Origin of the sequence: Bdellovibrio sp., from assembly GCF_036384735.1 — a bacterium.
In the GTDB taxonomy this organism is placed as follows: Bacteria; Bdellovibrionota; Bdellovibrionia; order Bdellovibrionales; family Bdellovibrionaceae; genus Bdellovibrio.
This window is the reverse complement of sequence record NZ_DASVLT010000020.1, coordinates 16,274-35,686: the sequence shown is the minus strand read 5'-3', so window position 1 is coordinate 35,686 and position 19,413 is coordinate 16,274. Positions and strand designations below refer to the sequence as shown.

At 40.9% G+C, this 19,413-nt stretch carries 20 protein-coding genes and 2 tRNA genes; 9 read left to right on the top strand and 13 right to left on the bottom strand.

All coding sequences use genetic code 11. From position 1 onward, the window contains the following. A partial coding sequence (locus VF412_RS06370; RefSeq protein ID WP_331338382.1) for a CHASE3 domain-containing protein occupies positions 1 to 1,477 on the bottom strand: 1,477 nt, incomplete at its 3' end. 141 nt (positions 1,478 to 1,618) lie between these two features. On the opposite strand from VF412_RS06370, the gene VF412_RS06365 reads away from it, so the two are divergent. From VF412_RS06365 to VF412_RS06330, 8 genes are all read left to right on the top strand, one after another. Beyond that, positions 1,619 to 2,353 carry a response regulator transcription factor gene (locus VF412_RS06365; RefSeq protein ID WP_331338381.1) on the top strand — a complete coding sequence of 245 codons (735 nt, stop codon included), beginning with the start codon at positions 1,619 to 1,621 and terminating at the stop codon, positions 2,351 to 2,353. A gap of 257 nt (positions 2,354 to 2,610) precedes the next feature. Then, positions 2,611 to 2,686 (top strand) — tRNA-Lys (locus VF412_RS06360). Between the two features lie 27 nt (positions 2,687 to 2,713). Further along, positions 2,714 to 2,789 (top strand) — tRNA-Glu (locus VF412_RS06355). 194 nt (positions 2,790 to 2,983) lie between these two features. Further along, a complete protein-coding gene (locus VF412_RS06350; RefSeq protein ID WP_331338380.1) occupies positions 2,984 to 3,628 on the top strand; it encodes a DUF5343 domain-containing protein in 645 nt (214 codons plus the stop codon). Then, positions 3,625 to 4,221, top strand: coding sequence for a Swt1 family HEPN domain-containing protein (locus tag VF412_RS06345; protein ID WP_331338379.1), 597 nt, complete (start codon positions 3,625 to 3,627; stop codon positions 4,219 to 4,221). Before VF412_RS06350 ends, VF412_RS06345 begins: the two co-directional genes overlap by 4 nt. A gap of 347 nt (positions 4,222 to 4,568) precedes the next feature. Then, a complete protein-coding gene (locus tag VF412_RS06340) occupies positions 4,569 to 5,792 on the top strand; it encodes a GIY-YIG nuclease family protein (RefSeq protein ID WP_331338378.1) in 1,224 nt (407 codons plus the stop codon). Positions 5,793 to 5,801: 9 nt separating this feature from the next. After that, the gene (locus tag VF412_RS06335; RefSeq protein WP_331338377.1) at positions 5,802 to 6,266 is read left to right on the top strand and encodes a hypothetical protein; all 465 of its coding nucleotides are present in this window, start codon (positions 5,802 to 5,804) and stop codon (positions 6,264 to 6,266) included. Between the two features lie 123 nt (positions 6,267 to 6,389). Next, a complete protein-coding gene (locus tag VF412_RS06330; RefSeq protein ID WP_331338376.1) occupies positions 6,390 to 6,917 on the top strand; it encodes a hypothetical protein in 528 nt (175 codons plus the stop codon). A gap of 52 nt (positions 6,918 to 6,969) precedes the next feature. On the opposite strand, the gene VF412_RS06325 is transcribed toward VF412_RS06330, so the two are convergent. Both VF412_RS06325 and VF412_RS06320 read right to left on the bottom strand, forming a co-directional pair. Next, positions 6,970 to 7,779, bottom strand: coding sequence for a hypothetical protein (locus tag VF412_RS06325; protein ID WP_331338375.1), 810 nt, complete (start codon positions 7,777 to 7,779; stop codon positions 6,970 to 6,972). 31 nt (positions 7,780 to 7,810) lie between these two features. Beyond that, positions 7,811 to 8,119: a hypothetical protein gene (locus tag VF412_RS06320; RefSeq protein WP_331338374.1), complete on the bottom strand. Its 309-nt coding sequence runs from the start codon at positions 8,117 to 8,119 to the stop codon at positions 7,811 to 7,813. 309 nt (positions 8,120 to 8,428) lie between these two features. On the opposite strand from VF412_RS06320, the gene VF412_RS06315 reads away from it, so the two are divergent. Continuing rightward, the gene (locus VF412_RS06315) at positions 8,429 to 9,304 is read left to right on the top strand and encodes a hypothetical protein (protein ID WP_331338373.1); all 876 of its coding nucleotides are present in this window, start codon (positions 8,429 to 8,431) and stop codon (positions 9,302 to 9,304) included. An 89-nt stretch (positions 9,305 to 9,393) separates the two neighbouring features. Here VF412_RS06315 and VF412_RS06310 read toward each other — a convergent pair whose 3' ends face one another. The 10 genes from VF412_RS06310 to VF412_RS06265 all read right to left on the bottom strand — a co-directional run bounded on the left by VF412_RS06310 (position 9,394) and on the right by VF412_RS06265 (position 19,330). Next, the gene (locus VF412_RS06310) at positions 9,394 to 10,341 is read right to left on the bottom strand and encodes a tyrosine-type recombinase/integrase (RefSeq protein ID WP_331338372.1); all 948 of its coding nucleotides are present in this window, start codon (positions 10,339 to 10,341) and stop codon (positions 9,394 to 9,396) included. Positions 10,342 to 10,443: 102 nt separating this feature from the next. Further along, the gene (locus tag VF412_RS06305; protein ID WP_331338371.1) at positions 10,444 to 10,902 is read right to left on the bottom strand and encodes a hypothetical protein; all 459 of its coding nucleotides are present in this window, start codon (positions 10,900 to 10,902) and stop codon (positions 10,444 to 10,446) included. A gap of 22 nt (positions 10,903 to 10,924) precedes the next feature. After that, positions 10,925 to 11,563 (bottom strand): hypothetical protein, encoded by a 639-nt coding sequence (locus VF412_RS06300; protein ID WP_331338370.1) that lies wholly within the window; start codon positions 11,561 to 11,563, stop codon positions 10,925 to 10,927. 98 nt (positions 11,564 to 11,661) lie between these two features. Then, positions 11,662 to 12,153: a hypothetical protein gene (locus tag VF412_RS06295; RefSeq protein ID WP_331338369.1), complete on the bottom strand. Its 492-nt coding sequence runs from the start codon at positions 12,151 to 12,153 to the stop codon at positions 11,662 to 11,664. Between the two features lie 20 nt (positions 12,154 to 12,173). Next, positions 12,174 to 12,488 carry a helix-turn-helix transcriptional regulator gene (locus VF412_RS06290; protein ID WP_331338368.1) on the bottom strand — a complete coding sequence of 105 codons (315 nt, stop codon included), beginning with the start codon at positions 12,486 to 12,488 and terminating at the stop codon, positions 12,174 to 12,176. A gap of 343 nt (positions 12,489 to 12,831) precedes the next feature. After that, positions 12,832 to 13,149, bottom strand: coding sequence for a hypothetical protein (locus VF412_RS06285; RefSeq protein ID WP_331338367.1), 318 nt, complete (start codon positions 13,147 to 13,149; stop codon positions 12,832 to 12,834). A gap of 167 nt (positions 13,150 to 13,316) precedes the next feature. Then, a complete protein-coding gene (locus tag VF412_RS06280) occupies positions 13,317 to 14,573 on the bottom strand; it encodes a hypothetical protein (protein WP_331338366.1) in 1,257 nt (418 codons plus the stop codon). 27 nt (positions 14,574 to 14,600) lie between these two features. Further along, positions 14,601 to 17,225 carry a hypothetical protein gene (locus VF412_RS06275; RefSeq protein WP_331338365.1) on the bottom strand — a complete coding sequence of 875 codons (2,625 nt, stop codon included), beginning with the start codon at positions 17,223 to 17,225 and terminating at the stop codon, positions 14,601 to 14,603. Continuing rightward, on the bottom strand, positions 17,222 to 18,916 hold the full coding sequence (locus tag VF412_RS06270; protein ID WP_331338364.1) for a hypothetical protein: 1,695 nt from the start codon (positions 18,914 to 18,916) through the stop codon (positions 17,222 to 17,224). The genes VF412_RS06275 and VF412_RS06270 overlap by 4 nt, the downstream gene beginning before the upstream one ends. A gap of 54 nt (positions 18,917 to 18,970) precedes the next feature. After that, positions 18,971 to 19,330, bottom strand: a complete 360-nt coding sequence (locus VF412_RS06265; protein ID WP_331338363.1) for a hypothetical protein — start codon at positions 19,328 to 19,330, stop codon at positions 18,971 to 18,973. Positions 19,331 to 19,413 lie beyond the last annotated feature (83 nt).

Sequence of the window (19,413 nt, the reverse complement as noted above, 5' to 3'; positions counted from 1 at the left end):
CTTCCGCGATCAAGACATATCCGTGGAGATCCCGGAAGGTCATTTGACTAAGGGATGTTTTTGTCATGGTATTGTCGTATTTTGCTAATTTCAAATTAACGGTAAAATAAAAACGAGAGCCAACGCCTTTGATGCTTTCCGCATCAATAGAGCCATTCATGAGCTCAACGATCTGTTTCGAGATGGCGAGTCCCAGTCCAGAGCCTCCATAGCGCCTACTTGTCGAATCGTCCCCTTGAGAAAAGCTTTTGAACAGCTTGGTCTTAATCTCTGGATCGAAGCCTACCCCCTGATCGATTATCTCAAATAATAAATCAACACAGTCGGCGTTTTTTCCCGGATTCGCAGTGACTTTCAAAGCGACGATCCCTTGATCAGAAAACTTGATGGCATTGTTGAGAAGATTTAGCAGTACCTGGCGAAGTCGCAGAGGGTCTCCGACATAAAACTCGGGAACATTTGGTCCAATGTGAGTGGTGATTTGCAAGCCCTTTTGTATCGCCGAATAATCAACTATGGAAATGGCGCTTTTAAGAAGCGAAGCGAGTTCAAAATTTGTATTTTCCAGCTGAAACTTACCGGATTCAATTTTGGAAAGATCTAAAATATCATTCACCAGTGACAAAAGTGACGTGGAAGATGTCTTTATCGTCTCAACGTAATCACTTTGACTGTGATCCAAACTTGTCTGTTCCAGAAGTTTTGCCATTCCAATAATGCCATTCAGTGGCGTGCGAATTTCATGACTCATATTTGCCAGAAAACTTGATTTGAGATGAGAGGCTTCGTTGGCTTCTTTCATAGCTGCTTGAAGCTTGATCTCCATTTCAGAGCGCAACTTTATTTCTGTTTCGAGAAAGTGATTGGCTATAAAAAGAAGACCAAAGGCGACTAAAATACTGACAACCACAATGATTGAAGTTCTATGAAAATCCCGATCAGCACGATTGCTGCGGATGGTAAGCAGACCTCGCTCTTCGTCCTCGAGCTGGTTAAAAAGATTTTGCAAGCTGGCCATTAACATACGGCCCTGACCATCACGAACCAGTTCTTCCACCTCTGCCTTTTTACCCAGATTGTGAAGAGAGATCACTCCATCCATAAAGGTCGTCTTGTCTTCAATAATGCGACTTACTTTTTGCAGACGATTAATTTGCTTTTGGTTGTCAGAGGTGAGCTCTTTCAAGTTCGCGACATTTGCCGCCATGTCTTTTTTGGAAAGCTCATAGCTGTTAGCGAACTCTTTCTGTGAGGTTAATAAATATCCCCGCATACTGGATTCAGAATTTTCGGCAGAGACGCGAAGGCCGCGGATTTCAGTGATCACTTGATCTGTATGCTTGCGAAGGTCTGACGAGTGCATGTATTTCGCCGCCGACCAAAACGACAGTCCAGCAATGATGATCAACATCACAAGGCCCGCACGGAAGATCAGACGGGGCCCCCTCTGACTACGAATCTTGATTTGTTTATCCATAAAAGAGACTTTATAGCGCGAACAAGAGCCGGCCAAGGCGGAGTTGTCTGACTAAACAAATAACATATGGAAAAAGGCTGGCAAATAAATATGGTTAAACGCATAATTAATGGAGAAATGTAGCACAGTGTAGGAGCTGCGATGACAAAAGCTAAAAAGGTCTTACTTGCTGAAGATACCATTGATATGCAGTTGATGGTTAAAGCCTCGATTGGTGATATGTGCGATCTTACCTGTGTAACAACTCTGCAAGATGCGCAAAAAGAGCTTCGCCAGGGGGCTTATTCTTTATTGGTTTTAGATGTCGGCATGCCCGATGGAAATGGATTTGATTTTTGTCGTCTTCTTAGGTCTCAAGAGGCTTTCGCAAATCTTCCTATTTTCTTTTTAACTGGCGCAAATAATGTTGAGGAAAAAGTTTTAGGTTTCGGCGTCGGAGCAGATGATTACGTCACGAAGCCCTTGGAGCCTGAAGAGTTCAGAGCTCGCGTTCAAAGGAAACTTAAATCCGGTCAAAAAGCACAAATGGGTTTTACGGAAAGCGGTTTCCGCGTTGAGTTTTCTACGCAAAAAATTTTTGAAATTGAAAAAGACGGCAAAGACCGTTTGCTTTCTTTGACGCCGTTGGAATTCAAGCTCTTGAGCCATTTCTTGCAAAACGAAGGGAAAATTTTTTCGCGTTCGGATTTGTTGAATCTTTTTTGGGGAGGAGACGTTCACGTGTCTCGCCACACAGTGGACACGCACATATCTTCTTTAAGAAAGAAAATGGGTGCTTCAGGAGCGTCACTTCGTTCGATTTTTAAAAAGGGCTATTGCTTGTCGCTTCGCCATGATCGAAAAAAATCGCAAACCTACGCTGTCGGCACGCCTTAAAGTGTCTTGATCTATAATATATAAAAAAAGTGAATAGGGTTTTGGCTGGAGTTTCCTGGGCACAGCCTGAGCCGGAAAAGGTCGCTAAATCAGTGATTTGCTTATTTTGTGAACGATTCTCGGCGGGAGGTGCTTATGGCCTGTGCAGCCTGCGCCGCACCTCAAAAAAATGGCCGAAAAATTTTAAAAAACTGCAAGAAATCGTATTGACATTGGAACCCTCTTAGAACAAATTAGCACTTCCTCAAACGGACAGTGGTTCGCTAGCTCAGCTGGTAGAGCACTTCACTTTTAATGAAGGGGTCGATGGTTCGAATCCATCGCGAGCCACCATTTTTAGTTTGTTTGATTTTCCTATACGTTCCCATCGTCTAGGGGCCTAGGACACCTCCCTTTCACGGAGGATACAGGGGTTCAAATCCCCTTGGGAACGCCAATTTCTCCGTAGTAGAACTAATAAGCTCGATTGAAAGATCGGGCTTTTTTTATCTAAATCAAAAATCGAGATCAATACAAGCAATGGGATTTTTATAAACCGTTTAAGTTATAAGGTAATCTTCAATCTATTTACTATGCATTGTTTTTGTGCAATTATGCCGCGGAAATTAACTACCTAAGATAGGAACTGAAATGTCCGCGAAAAACCCTCCATTCATTAATTCATATAATTTAATTCCCAAAATTCTTGAAAAAATCCAGCAGGCTCAAGTTCCCGAGCGTTTTACACAAGATTATTTGGCAACTAAGTTGGGATTTCCCGGTGGAAGTGCCAAGGCGGCACTTCCTTTTTTGAAAAGAATTGGATTCTTAGGGTCTGATGGGGTTCCAACTGAGATTTACAAAAGATTTAGAAATAAAGGGCAAGCTGGCTACGCAATAGCCGACGCAATAAAGCAAGGTTATGAAGACATCTTTGAAGTAAACGAATACGCACAAGACCTCGGCCCTCAGGATCTAAAAAACCTAATCGTTCAACTAACAGGTTTAGAAGATAAATCGGTTACAGTTGGAGCCATTGTTGGTTCATTTAATGCGTTGAAGTCTTTGGGAAACTTCGACAAACCAGATGATCAACAACCCCCTGAAGCCAAGCCACAACCGGCTCCACAAAACGAGCCATCAAATTTACCGAGCACGCATTTTCGTGAGCCTTCTAACTTAGGACTTGGAATGAATTTGGCGTATAATATCAATATAGTGTTGCCTGAAACCACGAATCCGGCGGTGTTCAATGCGATCTTCAAAAGTATCAATGAGAATTTGTTAAAAAAATGAGTACTACAAGAGATGCCTCAAACTTGGTGAAACTGTTTGGAATGCACAATCTCATGATAGAGACCGAATTAAGTGCTATTCAGAATGAATTCGATATCACTATAAAGTCTACATCTGCGAAGAAGTCTGAACAGAAAGATGACATCTACTATCCTCAGTTTGATGAAAAGATCAGAAAGCAGGCGGCTGAAATGGCTCGTTACTACGAGATTTTTTACTGCCTCGAACTTTCTATTCGAACCATCATTGTTTCAAAGTTGAAAGATGTTTACAAAACTGAATGGTGGGAAACCTGTGTGCCACAAAATGTTAAGGACAATGCCAAAAAAGCACATAAGAATGAGGTGCAGGCTGGAATTACGATTCGTTCTGATGAGCTTATAGACTATACGACATTTGGTGAGCTGGGTGAGATTATCAAAACTAATTGGAAGGACTTTAATGATATCTTCAATGATCAAATTGCATTACAGAGAGTAATTGCAAATTTGAATCTATTGCGAGGCCCAATCGCTCACTGCAGCCCATTTGCTGAAGACGAAAAATTGAGACTTCAAATTACGATTCGTGATTGGTTTCGCTTGATGGAATAGTCGCTTCTGAGTGATATATAAAACCCCGATCTTCCGACAGGGGTTTTACTTTGAGTAGGCGTCGCGATATTTAGACCTATAAATACATTATCTGCTTCGGTTTCTCTTGCACATTTTTGTCACTCTACTTCTTGATCCGCAAGTTTTAGAACACCACTTCACGTTAGATCTTCCGATAAAGAACTGCTGGCACTCGGAGCTTTGATATCTCTTAAGTCCCTCAAGTCCTCCTAAAGACGTAAGATTTGAAACATATATGCGGCAAAAGTTGTTGGTAGAGGATTATGAGGAAGATGGGCGACATATACTGCCACGAGATTTTAATTTACACGTTGTAAGGAGTGGTGTTGGCACGGTTCATCTGGACAGAAAAACTACTATTCAAGGCTGCGCAGGCCCATAAATCGAAGAGTGAGTTTAAGTCGGCATTTCCGTCAGGATATGCGGCTGCACGTCGTATGGGGATATTGGAAGTCATCTGTGACCATATGAATGCGAAGATCAAGCCTTCAGGTTATTGGAAAGATCTTAATAATTTAAAACGCGAAGCTCGAAAATACAAAACGAGAACCGATTTTGCTCACAACTCTCAAGGTGCTTATTCAATCGCGAAGAGATTGGGAGTACTAGACGATATATGCGAGCATATGATTCTCAAGGGAAATCGTTATTACAGAGCGATTTACGTTTTTGAGTTCAAGAACAAATCCGCTTATGTCGGCCTTTCTTATGATATTGAGAAACGAAAAATATCCCACCTCAAAGGGAGCGGCCCTGTGGGGCGAGCTGCTAAGAAGTGTAAATTCAGGTTCAAACAATTAACAGAGTATGTTCCTAGAAAACAGGCGAAGAAATTAGAGCATACCTTTCTGAGGAAGTATCAGGCTGATGGCTGGTTGATTCTTAATACGGCAAAAGCAGGCGCTCTTGGGGCTGGGGAGAAGTTAACCATAGACTTCCTGAAGTCAGAAATCAAAAAATATGACACTCTAAAGGAGTTCGCCGAAAATAGTCCCAGCGCTTATGCAACGGCTAAGAACAGAAAATTGCATAAGTTATTCGCTCATCTTAAAAGATCCAAAAGGTTAGATGGCACATTATCTAAGAGGCATTGCACTCGAATTGCGAAAAAGTGCATATCAAGGTCAATATTCAAAAAGCAATTTCCCTCAGAGTATTCGACGAGCGTTCGAAAAGGATGGCTAGACAGTATTTGTAAGCATATGGATAGACCAACTGTACATAACTTCAAATACGACTACCGTCGATGTGCCGAAGAAGCTGCTAAATGTTCAAACGCAACTGAGTTTCGCACGAGGTTCCCAGGTGCATTTGGAGCTGCTCATAAGAATGGATGGTATGAGAAGATTACCGGAAACTTCATTAGGCTTAACGCTTCTCCAGTTAATTGGACCTTTGAAAAGTGCTTAAAGAAAGCAAAATTATTTAAATCAAAGGCTGAATTTAGAATCAATGAATACAACGCATATAAATACGCGTGTAAACATAAGTTTTTAGCTCGAATAGAGTATCGAATGGGTTGGAAAAAGAAGAAGGCCCCAAGGAATTAGGAGTTTGTCGTGACGACGGTGAAGCTCATGTTGGATACCAATATTTTTAATCGTGTGCTGGATGGTAAGATTAATTCAAATGAGCTGACGGAAGCAGGGCAACTGTTTGCTACTCACGTTCAGATTCGAGAGTTAAAAAATACTCCGGATCAGGAACGACGAGATGCTCTTGTAAAAGTATTTCAGAAGCTACCTCTGCACGACAGCCCAACATTATGGATTCTTGGAGAAACACCGTTAGGCAGTGGCATCTTGTCTGATGAGAAATCTGGAAAATTGATATCTAGAATTCAAATTGAATTGGATAGTCTCAAGAAAAGAGATAACAATCATTTGGATAGTATGATTTCAGAAGTAGCGATTCGAGAAAAGATGGTCTTAGTTACAGATGATAACTATCTGCGGCAGGTTGTTTTGAAGTTAGGCGGGGCGGCTTTAAGTACGGTTGAATTGAAAATAATTCGAAGAAGCTAGTGTTTTCGAACGAAATAGCCTCAAGAAGTCCGTGGATTTATACAATCGCATTGCCAAATGGTTAAATGATCAAGCTACAATAAAACAATCATATATTTAGAGGTAAGAATGCTTGAGAATTTTATGAAGACTATTTCTCCATGGGTAGTATTTGGGATATTTTTAATTCTGGTATTACTAGAGTACTTGATCGCCAAGGCTCGAATGAGCCCAGAATTGAACGAAAGCCAAAAGGAACGCAGATCGGAAATAGCGAACAAATTCATAGTCACGATCTTTTTGAGCATTCTTCCTTTTACCATAATTGTGTGTTTATGGGGTGATTGGAAAGTTTGGTTGTCGGCAGCCATGCTTGCATGTCTGTCGTTAGTATTTTCGGATATTTTCGGTCTTTCAGTTGTTGAAGTTTTGTTCGATCCAAAAGAACTTTTGCGTTTCAAGATATTTTTCATTTTTGAAGCAATCATCTTATTGTTATTGTTCGTATGGATGACTGAATGGATGAAAGAAAATCGCGAGTTCGCTCAGGTCGTAGGGGTCGCTTTATTCTTGGTAGGCTTCCTGTACTCTCTAGCGTCAGGTGTTCTTTCGGCAGCCCCTAAATCGGGTAAATTAAAAACAATACTTTCTTATATTAGTGGTAGAAAATAGTGATGGAGCCTGATCCTTTGATTGGGCTCTGTTCGGTTATTGCAAAAAAAAGCTATTGATTCACTAAATATTCTCCATTTGCCTTAATAGTCAGAGTATGTGTCCGTCCTCCTACAATGCGGCAATTTTCACGAAAGAAATTTCTTTGGATATCGCTAATCATTTTAATCGTTGTTTTCGCAATATTTTTTTGGGTTTTAATAACATCCGAGGTGTCTAGATTCCCTCTTTGTTTTGCTAGATTTATAGCGCTCCCAAGGCCAGCGGCAAGCTTCATGAATAGACCAGTATCACCATTGTTGAACATCATCCATTGACCCGTCTGAAAGTAATTTTTCATGATTCTTCTACTTTCCAAGAGGCCATGTGTTGAGGGATCGTCTCCAGGCGCTCGCCTTAAGTCAAAAAGACACCTTCTTGAATAACTGAAAGTATTTCCCACCAAATAACTACCATCGTCGTTAATACCCGTAAAGTTTCCTATTAACCACATTTCCGGGACTCTGCAATTATCGACTAGTTCATAGCCAACGAGATGGATTCCTAGCCCCATCTTTCTTACAGAAGGCGGCCAATGAGAATACTTCTGGTTCAGCTTGTCCGCGATCGTGCGCGCCCAGTCGTCTAATGAATCTCCATTAGATAAATTGTTAATCTCTTCTTGAAGCCAATGATGCAAATCCCATGTGCTGTATCTAGCTAATCCCCAATAAGCCACTGCTCCATGAAGTCTTTCAAATTTTAAGAACTTAGCTCGTTGGGCTTCGACAACTGTGCGCTTGGTCTTCGCAAATGACGTCAGGAAGGAGTCGCAAGAGATAGTAATCGCACGTTTAGATAGAATGGCACACGTAGCTGTCATAATCCCAGCCTGAACCGTGAGGTTTATTTGGTCAAGAATTGTCGGAGTTCTTGATTGCGATTTTCCCAGAGTCGCCTAGCAAGGCCCTATATTGCTCTATTCTATGAAGGGCGGATTGAAGCTCGGCGAGTTGTTGCTCATAAGAGCTTTGTCGTATCCACCTTTCTTGAATTACTCTTTCCAGTTCGTTTAATATTTCTTCGGCAGTCCCAGAAAAAGGATAACACCAACCAGGAGAAAATACTCTCTCTGTTTCTAAATAAAAATTTACCATCAGGTCCAATACTTGTGTTCTTGTATATCTATTGATCCTTGGTTTAATACCTTTCCCGCTACTCATATTGCACCTTCATCATGCGGATAGCTCGTTTTTTTCTTTGGAATTCTTTCCTGATAATTCGTATCCTGTCGGCATTTCGCATATACCACCTTCGAGCGAGTCTACAAGCACAAGTCTTACATTTACCCTGTAGTCCGTCCCAGCTAGTTCCATCTCGATGAAAGAGATGCTTATCTTTTCTAGTCCTACAAACTCGGCAATACTTCATAAAATGAAAATAATGTTTCTAACCAAATGCGTTTTTAGGTAAACTTTAATCTGTCTATAGAGGGCGATTTAATCAAATTGCCAGACAGCTGGAGGTTTTCTTTGGATTTTATATCGTCATTGTTTTCATTTTTCTTATCTGAAGAAAAAAGAACCTTCCTTTTACATGAACACATCAGAATATCACTGAAGAAATATCCCGAGTTGAGAGCGCAAATTCCTGCTGCATGGCCAGCACACACCAAATACGACATTACTGACAAAAGAATGAAGGCTTTTCAGCAGGATCGTCTAAATAAGAATCTTGAAGGGATGAATATGGTTCTAATGCTTCATAATCTGGAATCATTCAGTACAAACCGAAAATCAAAAGAAGTGTTTTCATCTATATTTGAAGCAATCGAATGGTTTTGCAAAGAGATGATAGGAAAACCAGGAGCAAAGACTATTATCGAACCGTTGTGGACCTCGTCATGGGACCCGTTACGTTTCTGGGGAGTAGTCTCTGAAATTTTTTATACAAAGATGATTGTAAGTAATGGGTTTCAAATTGATGGCTTTGATCGAACAATAACCGGATCGACTAAGACAGCGGATATAGCCACTATCTGGAAAGGGACAAAGACGTGGATCGATATCGAAGCTTTAGCTTTAAAAACCATCTCAGGATCAGACGCAGATTTTCGAAAGCTAGTTGAAGATCGAGCCAATAAAAAAATGAACGATAAATTTTCTGCGATCGATCCTAATGACCTTGGTGTGGTTGCATCAATATATAGACTGACGAATAAGGAAAACCTATCAAAATTTAAATATCTAAATGACGCGACTAAACCTGTTGGAGGACCAACAAAAAATGTTGGGACAAATATATATTGGCTTGTAGTTGGAAAGCATATTGAGCCCAGCGAGGGCGAAGGATATGCGTTACACCTTGTTGATCGAACAAAGAAAACAGAAGTCATCAAGGACAAATAATATCTAAGTGCAGTACGCAAGGCACGTGCCAGTATTTCTATCGCCGTTATCTGAAAATAACGGCGATGATCGTTTCAAGCTGAAACAATTCATTTCGACTTAACTTCTTCAAGATATTTATCGACAGCTTTCTCTGGATTACCAGACAGTCGATCAATTGCTCTCGCATAAGCGGCAATGCTCTGAGAGTCACGATGCCCAACCATCGTTTGTACATCAAAAATAGAAGCTCCACCCAATAGGCTTAAATTGATTGCCGTATGTCTTAGCGAATGGGCCGTCCAATACGGACTTTTTAATGAAGCCGCATGAAGCCTTTCACGAACTATTCGGCGGATAGAACGAGTATTTAAAGAACTTCCATCGTGTAAGGACGCAAACAAGGGAGAATCTGAATTGAGATTCTCCCGAGAATTTAGGTATCTTAAAATCGGTTCAAGTGTGCTTTCAGATAAGACGACATACGAATCCTTTGAATCACTTCCTTTTGCCTGCAGATACAAGACCGTAACTCCCATTTGAATTCGAATATCTGAAACTTTGGCTCGAACAATCTCGATAGTGCGTGGACCAAGTTTACTCATCAATACAACCAAGGCTCTATCCCTTTGTGATTTCAGGTCTTCTCCTTTGATACTGTTGATTAATGTAAGAACTTGCTCCCCAGAAAGCGGCGCTTTTCTATGCACACGATCATTCTTTAGTCCCTTAACGGAGGTTGCTACATTCGGATAGATCCGACTCGTTTCAAGCCAAGTCATGAACACTCTCACGCCGACGAGGTAAGCATTTACGGTATTCGAGGAGAGCTGCCTTCCAATTAGAAATCTTTTGTATTCGAGAATCGTGTTGCGATCTATCGAGGACAATGGCTGATTACCAAGCCATTTTGTAAATGACCGAAGTCTTCGACGTAATCCATGCCTTGATACTTCCTTCACGTCATGATCCTTTAGAAATGACTCGATCAAGTCTCCAATGGATGCTGAATTTTCAGAAATGGCGTTTTGCTCTGATACGTGTGCGAGTGTTTTCATATTTCATTAAAACATCTGAATAATTTATTTCGTAAGTTGCCGTCACACGGCTGTTAAGGGAATGAAGTAGAAGATGATGAGACGTTTCGGGGTGAAACGTCTCTACTGCGAGAGAGGTGCCTCGATTGTCTTTGGCGAACCATCCGCTTCACCACTGAACTTGTATGGCTGAATGGAAACACTAGGTAAAGCTCCTGTTAGATCAAAGGTGCATGAGACGTGGGCTCCTTGACCGACAAAAAGCGTATCAGTCAGTTTTGATTCCACTGGAAGATATTCAACTAAATTGAAGCTATTGTTTGAATCAGAAAATAGGTTCAGTGTGACAAAAGCAGCACCATTGTTCAATGTCGTTACTGTAAAGCTCGTTACGTAGATGTTCACTCCGAGATCGGTAATTGGAATTGCAGTAGATGAATCCATAGTAGACGATGTGTACCGAAATACTTTCTTGAGCTGGCCGATCTCTGCCAGGGAATAGACTTTTGGAGATACATCTGAGCACGAAGTCAGAATGGAGCTGATGATCAAGAAAGGAAAAATCCTTACTAGAATTGGCATCTCTGACCTCGTGATGATTCAGCTATTTCGATTTTTCAATCGAGACGGCTTCATAAATGACTGACGGCTTTGAACTAGAATCCTCTGTTTTAACTACTCCGAAACCTTTGCAAGCAAATACAGATAATGAATCTTTTGAGTTATAAAGTTTGATACAAGGGCTGAACTTGCCAGACTTAAGATTCAAAGTTAAATTTCCTTCAGAAAAATCTAATCCATACCATTCAGAAATCTTGTCCGTTTTCGAAAAGAGAACATCCTTGCCAGCTTCTAAGCCCAGGATTTTGTTTGAATCGACAGTGCCAGCATTCTCCACTCCGATTCGCGTGATCGCTGTTGGAGCTAGTTTCTCAGTTGTTGAAACCGTGTATTTATAAGTTGGACCAGCAATTTTGTTTACGCCTAGAATCATGTCCATTCTTTTTTCCAATGGATAGCTATAACCACAGATCTTATTAGGGTTATCTTTGCATTTATTGGAAGACGGGGTTGAAGCTATATATGACAAGTTGTGTATGTTTTTCCCATCTGCACTTCTCAAAACAATTTTCATGGTGGACAACGGCAACAAGTATGCCGCTAGGTCTTCTGGCGCTTGTTTGGAAGTTTGCGCGATCGAAACCAAAGGAATTAAGATTAGAATGGTTAAAAGTGTTTTCATTAGTTCTCCAATTCACTAGTGTTTCTCTTGAAGTTCTCTTACCGAACGACAAATTTAAATATGGTTTCAACTTCCACAACGATTCCCTCGGTATGGAGTTATACTAGGCGACGTCGGAAATCACGACGATCTTCCGCGAATTGTTCTTTCTGCATACGAAGTCTGCGTTCGTCATCAGTTTCTACACCGAGAGTTTTCTGTATGGCAGCCCGAGCTTGAAGAAGAAAGTATCCAGCCAAGAAAGCAGCAGCTACGAATGGAGCAAGCACCCCACCTAACGCACATCCAAAAGAGAAGATCGTCCCCGTACAAACTCCAGAGGCCGCCAGACCCGAAATAATGACAGCCAGAACAGCAGATACTCTTGCTCTATTATTCCATGCGCAAACCGCCCACAGCGGAGCAAGCAACATAGAAACGCCAGCAAAGATATGAAATGCACCGCCATGATTCACAACATCGAGCCAAGCAACTGAGCCTGCGATAATTTTGTCACGAAGAAGCTCAGGAACCTTGGTTGGCTTCTCCACGACGTCCGCAGCACCTACGAACATTGCAAGAGTCCAAAAAATCGTAACAAGGCTAAACACAAACGATCTTCTCATAGGAATCACCTTTCTGACTTTCTTTTGTTCGGAATGGCTCTTTTTATCTCCACTTTTAACCAACCGGAGAACACGTCTTCTGTAAGAACTTCTTCTAGGGACGGCGGCTTTTCATCTTCTCCAAACAAAAGATATTCCATCGAGACGTTGAAGAACTTTGCTAACGACCGAACGTGTTCAGGTTTTGACGTACCGGCTCCCGCAAGGAAACTACTGAGGCTCGACTGAGGAACTTTTGTCTGCTTTGACAATGACCGGAGTGTCACACCTTTTTCGGCAATCAATTGTTTGAGAACTACGTCGAGCTTTAAATTTCCCATAAACATCCTCTTACCGATAATTTTTCGGCAATCGGCTTTCCGATCATTAGACAAGTTCGATTTCCCGATCACTGTGATCTGAAATGCGATCACCAGGACAAACGGAAGACCGAACAGAAGATGAAATATTTCGGAAAGTCGATCATCAAAAACTTCAATTATATCATGCCTAGAGAGAGGACATAATTTTCCGGTAACCTCATGTATCAGCCTAAAACGTGGGAATAAGACAGCCTTCTGGAACGCCATTGAAGGGGGATAGCTATATTTGTAGTTGGGTACTCAATCAAAGTGCTTCGGAGGATAGCTCTAAAGCTCACCAACCTGCATTCGGTTCAATCCGCTATGGGGTGTTGAGAGGAAGAATCTCCCAATAGATTACCAGAGAGCTGATAATGGCCTTTGCAATTGGAAGAGTCATTTTATCATTTAAAGCAAAAGGGTCTTGGATAGCCGCAGTCTCATGACAAAGAGTATATGCCCATCGAACACCGACAAGATCAGCGTCGCTGAAATCTTCGTTCAGTATCGCTTCCCAATCTATAGTGCCATTTTCAGTACAAATATATGGAAGCATCTTAATACGAAGGCCTTCTGTTGCGCTTCCAATATGTAAAGAACATACAAACTCTTTTGAGACGTTAGACTGTTGTTTTTGCATCGATATTCCCTTAGTTAAAAAAAACACAGGGATTCATTGGACACAAGATCTACAGTTTAGAATATGTAACAGCTACATCATTGGTATGGACTTAGATCTACGGAAAGAAATACTGGAATAGCTACGCGTAGCTATTCCCCCTGGGAATCACTTCTGCAAAGAGTTCATTAGTTCTTTTTTCGCAATTTCTGCCAAGCATTGAAGATAGGCACCCCTAACAGGAATTCTCTTCGATTGTAACATGCCTCTGTAATTTCGAGAGAGGGACCTTGCTTCATTGAGCTATCTTGATTAGCCTCTTGAGAATATTTCCTCTTCCAATCTTTCCTCAAGACATATGATTTAGCTGAGTTGAGCGAGCCAGAGGCCGAAATCACTTCACAAAACCCCGATGACGGATCTGAGATCTTCTTTAACATCTTACGTTTGATTTCCTTACCTCTATGTCTGGAAGGCGTATAAACCTCTCCCGCCGTCATACACTCAAAAAAGATTCGATTTTTCTCGCAGGTCATATCGCCCAAGTAAGATGCAATCACATTTTTTAGCGTCGCATGATCTTTGTCACTGATGCGGTCGTCGTGGGATCGAAAATGTTTATCTACGATTCTCATGAAGTGCTTTGCCTCAAGCGCTATACATTGAAGCTGCCTCACTAGCTCATGCACACAATCATCTTCAACGGGCTCTTGAAACTTTATTCTTTCACAACGAAGTTCGAGACGAACAAAGTCACCCTTTTGATACAGCTTTATCTGGGCGTCGCTGTTTTTCAAGAAACACGACTTAATCTTAACGTCCCAATAGTGGTAAGGCGCCTTGCGTTGGTATCGAGCGCTCTTAAATTCTCCTGAATTTCGTGGTTCACCCTCAATTTTTGAAATTACTTTGTTCAATATTTTGATCAACTCTTCGGATTCAATGCCAGCCGTATAGTCTCGACAGATCTCAAAATTTCTTATACTTGATAAAGTTTTTGTATTCCATCGAAGATAAGTTCCCGCTTCTTCTACAGCTTTGATCGTTTTCGAAAGAAACTCTCCGAAAAGATCAATTTGGAACTTAAATAAATCCTCTCCGATAGCCGCGAAGCAGGGGGAGCCGATTTGTTTTTCTAGATCTATATAATCTGAAATTTCGAAAAAATTTTGATTCTTAACTTTAGCTCGATAAGGTTTACCGAGCTTTCTATAGATAATTTTCGTTCCATTTGTATTAATATTGTATTGCCCGATCCTCAAATATCCGTGGGGATTAACATAGACCTCTCTCCCATAACAGAAATTTTGAAGATCCTCTGGCAGAAGTAAGCGGTATCCCAACCTTCCTTCAGCGATAAACGGTAAGGTCATCTGCAAATTATCTAGAAGATATGGGTTGTATGTTCCAGGATCAAAATTCGAAGTCAAATTTAGTAATGCCATACCGGAAAAGTAATATGCCCATCACCTCTATAAACTGAAAGAGTTCCCTCCCTTTAGCTCTCCTCCGAATTTATATGGAAATGACGATACATCCATCTGTACCGACTCCTCAAGTATCTTGCGAACGATGGGCTCCTCATCGGGATGGCAAGAAACCACGAATTGATCATGTATAAAAAGCAGAATTGTTGCGGTTGTTGTCTCAACTTCAATTCGTTCTCGAATCGTTGTGAGGATTTTCTTCGCTACAGATCCCGCAACCCCCTGACAATAGTTTGGGAAGAATTTTTTGGAGGTCCTTAAAAGCGATTTATACTTTTTGAAGTACCTGGATGCAAGAGAGCTCAGTTCTACTTTATAGAATAATATATAGTTTTCTGGGATTAAGTACGCTCCATCGTAAATTAAGGATTTCAACAACTCCACCGCGTCAGAATCATGACAGATTCCCAAATCTATTTCCCTCTGAATCTTGGAGGTTAAGGCTATACGGGGATATAAATAGTCACCATTTTCCTCTAGATTCTCTTCGCTTTTTCGCGTTATTCTTTCTTTTGGTAGTCCTTTAGATTTTTTTTCAAAAATTTCAGGGTTTAATTTGTGTAAAGCCAAGACATTATCGAAATGAAAACCAAATCTCTTATCAATATATTTTAGATTCTGTATAACTGGTTCATTAGTTTTTCTCCACCCCTGAGCTTTCAGGTACCAATAGTCGCCCTTGAAAGAAAGTATAAATTCATACTCACCAGATCCTGATTGAGTCCTTCGGTAATAGTTATTCAGGTCATCCCATGCCTCTGCGTAAAATCTGCGCCCGAACGGTGACTCTTTATATCCTTGAAAATATATTTCGTTGGCCGCTAGATCTTGTGCCATGCGAATTTCCGGGAACTCTTCATAAAAGGAATCCAGATATTCTTGAGCTTCTAAAGCTGAAATATCCCTTCCCAAAGCCTCGGATAAACTTTTGGCCAGGGCCGAAGCGCCCATCAGATAAGAGGTAGCCAAATTTATCCTCTTTGAAATTTCCCTAATGGTATCCAATGCTCTTTCAGCTTGTCCGCCATCCTCCGGAAACTCAACTCGAAGCTTTTCCCCAGTGGCTTTTGAAATGAAGTTGATTCCGCTTCTACCGTTCTCGACTGATTTCTTTTCAGCCCAGTACAAGCTTAAATCAAATTTGGTATCCGATACCAATAGCCGGAAGGCTTCTTTATATAACGATGGTAGGAATTTTTGGAGAAGGGCAAAATGGCTATCAATTGTTGCTCCAAACTTCCTTTCTAAAAACTGAAGCCAGTAAAATTCGTCATTACCACTAGCCCTTACTGCCTCGAAAGCTATGATAGCTAGATCTAGTGCATTTATATCAATGGACAAAATTGGCCTGCGATCCGAATATCTTATTAACTCCCGAGGACTACGATTTTTTAATGAGTCCTTATTCCTCTGAGCACCTAACAAAGACATATCTAATTGTAGCTGACTTTTTTTAATTATTTTCTTAGGTAATCCTAAAAGGCTCGGCTTAGAAAATGTAACTCGCCCTGAAAGAGCTGATGCCGCGATGTGAGAGTAGATAAAGTAGCCATCTTCGGTTTTAACAGCGAAGTAATCAAGTATTTCGATGCGACTGATCGACTTGGAGATTTCCATATGTCTCATCAATTTCATTAGAACAAGTAAGATAGGGCTCTCAGGCTCTATTGAGCTGATCTTTTTGGCGATCAATCCCAAGGTGTCGAGATCGACTTGAGCCTGCCCGGATTCCGTAAGATAGAGGGGGCGGAGACTCTCTCCCTTAACTTTCAATCTCGGGTTTGAAAACAAAGCCATTCCGATTGCCTGGGGAGATGAAAGGTTTGTTGGCCGCCCAAACGCACGGAGAAGATCTCTTTCTAAAATCTCCATCTCTGATCTCAATTCACTCAACATCAGGCGAGAGCCCTCTTTGTCGTAGGGAACTCCGTTTAATTCTAGGTACAGGAGATTAAGTGCATGAGGTATTTCTATCTCTTCGAAGTAAAAGAGCTCGCTAGGTGCTAAAGACTCACGTAAAGATTCATTGAGCATTAAGGTCTTCATCGTATCATTTATGTTGTATAATTGGAGAGACATCCTGTCAGCAAAGCGAATATTTTGCCCATTGGTCGCCTCCTCGAAAGAGTCGATCATATTTCTTGAATAGCTACTGAAAGGTTGCTCCAGTGCGAGATATTTCAATGAATGACACCTTAACCCCTCAGGGTTCGCATGAGAAAGGAACTTGTTATTCTTTTTGATGCGTGAAAGGATTAAGGTGTCGGATACCTTGCAGATTTCTCTTGAAGAAAATCTGTGCCCGAATTTGAACCTTAAAAATAGCATTTTCATATCAAACTGAAGATTATGAAATATCAATGTGCCTTTAAAATTTGGGTTAAAGAGACTCTGATTCAAAAAATATTCAACGGTTTTTAAATTTGATTGAACTTCTTTCGAGTGTTGAATTGAAAGTCGATCTAGATAGAAAAATGCGGACTGAATTTCGCCATTGTCGAACCAAGATATTGCCATAGATACTATTTCGTCTTCTCTAGCCAAACCTGAAGTCTCGATATCTACCGAAATTAATCCAAAAGGATTTTGAATAAACGATAATGCGCTCATTGATTCGCCTTAGTATCGGAAGACGGTGTTTGATTCTTAATGAACTTATCGACACTTCGGGCGATCTCGGTACTAGCAGCTAGAAGGCGTTCCTCCCCTTGGTGAAGAGCATCTTTCAGCAAAGACTGAATTTCATCTTCCGATAATTCGTACTTCCCCGTGGCGGCATTCATTTTTTCATGAATTTGCTCCCAACTAAGGGTCTTCATTTGATATTCGAGATCAACCACGGCTTTAACGCGATCTTTTTTTGACTTGTCGTCGAGATCTAACTCGGTAAATATTTTCTTGAAAAGCTCGCCGATGAAATCGTCAAACGCAATCGGCTGATGATCTGCGGCTCGCTCTGCAAGATGGATTCGAATAGAAATATAAACTTTATACTTAGGATGACGGTCGGGCTTATCCTGATAGTAAAGGAAAACGTCTTCAAGAAACTTTTCTTTAAACCATTTTTCATACTTATCATAGGCAGTTGCATATGATGAATGTGCGTCGGATTGATATCCATCGAAACCGAATAAGCCAGAATGCAATCCAATAGATTTCAAAAGTCTTTGCCGATTGCTGAAACGCAACATTTTGTGATCTCTTGTTAAATCGAAATAACGAATATCATCTAGTTTAGGCAAATTTGATTCGAGATTTCTAGTTTTCAAACTCCCACCATGAACTGCTGGACGGATACGGCTGATATGAGCGAGCAAAGTTTCTGATAGCAGTATTGTGCCATACACAATCTCGAAAATCTTTTTTATCTCCAATGGATCATCACGATCAATATGAAATGAAATTTCAGGTACTGTGTACTTACGTGTAATTTCATCGAAGTTGAGACGCCAAATAAAATCTTCACGTCCCGTATCTTCTGTATAAACTTGTCCTCCCACAACGGCTTGTGCAAGTGTCAAAACCCTAGTCTTACTGTAATTTCTAGATTGGTAGATCGGTTTTGTCTTTTCTTCAGGAGTTGTGTGCAATGCTTCTAACCGACAAAGATCTTTTTCATATTTGGCTATAAAATTTTTTATAGCCGCTTCGTCGTCGCCAAGAATTTTCAGAACATCTTGAGCCACGGAATAGCTGATTTTAGATTTTCTCATCAGGCCGGGACGCCTAATCGAACTCATAAAGTCATTCGAGAAGAAATCTTTCTCTTCTGATGAGTCAATCCCCAATACAAGATTTAGCAAATCTTTTGATTTAACTAAGCGCAGATCTCTTTGAAGTTTTCTTGCCTCAGGGCTTGAAGAATTTTCGACACCATACATGCGCTTTATATCTTCATACGAAATCCCCGCCCTAAATAACTTATCCAAGGTCAGCAAGCGCCCAAGATACGGTTCTTCTAAACCTTCCATTTGAGATAGCCTTAACGAAATTTCGTGCAGAGCTTTTTCTGAGTCAACCGTGACGGCGATACAATGAATTACAATTGAGAGGTCCTTATGGTGGATTTTTTGGTAAATCCTCCAGCATTCATAATTCGATAAAAGAACATATTGCCCCCTGAATACCCCGACCTTAAGCAATTCAAGATATCCTGTCTCTTCGTGAAGCTTAGAATAGGCTCGTTCGCGTTCTTTATCATGATTTAAAAATTTCGAAATCTCTAATGCCTTTGGAATCAGGCTTGTTAGGACTTGAATTTGAATTAAAGGAATCGAAATTATTTCTTTGGATATAATCATTAGCGTCTCCCAAAAAAAGGGATCGCGACATATGTCGCGATCCCTAGCTACACGTTATTGCTTTTCAAAAAGTGCACTGGCTTGCTCCATATACGCAAACCCTTGAGACTTTCTGATAAACCATTCCCAATCGTTTAAGCGGGTGCTTACTAACGACAAGGCTTGTTTCAGCTTAAGTGGTTGACCGTTAAAACGATCGATAGCCATCCTAGACTTCAGCGTGATGCGGTTCTCAGACGTAAATACAAAGCTAGATCTGTTATCACCTGGCAGAGTCTGTGCGATTTTGCGAACTTCAAAGTCGACATCTTTTTCGATTAACAATATCTCCTCAGATGTAAGACCTGACATCGGTGCCATTGCGGGTACAGCTGTCTCAATCAATAATCTTGATAGCGGTTTCTCCTCTTTCATTTTTGACCTCCTTTCTGCGAGTGAGCACAATTTACTGCTTCTGCTTCGATATGAGAATTTAATGACCGGGGGGAAAATCGGGG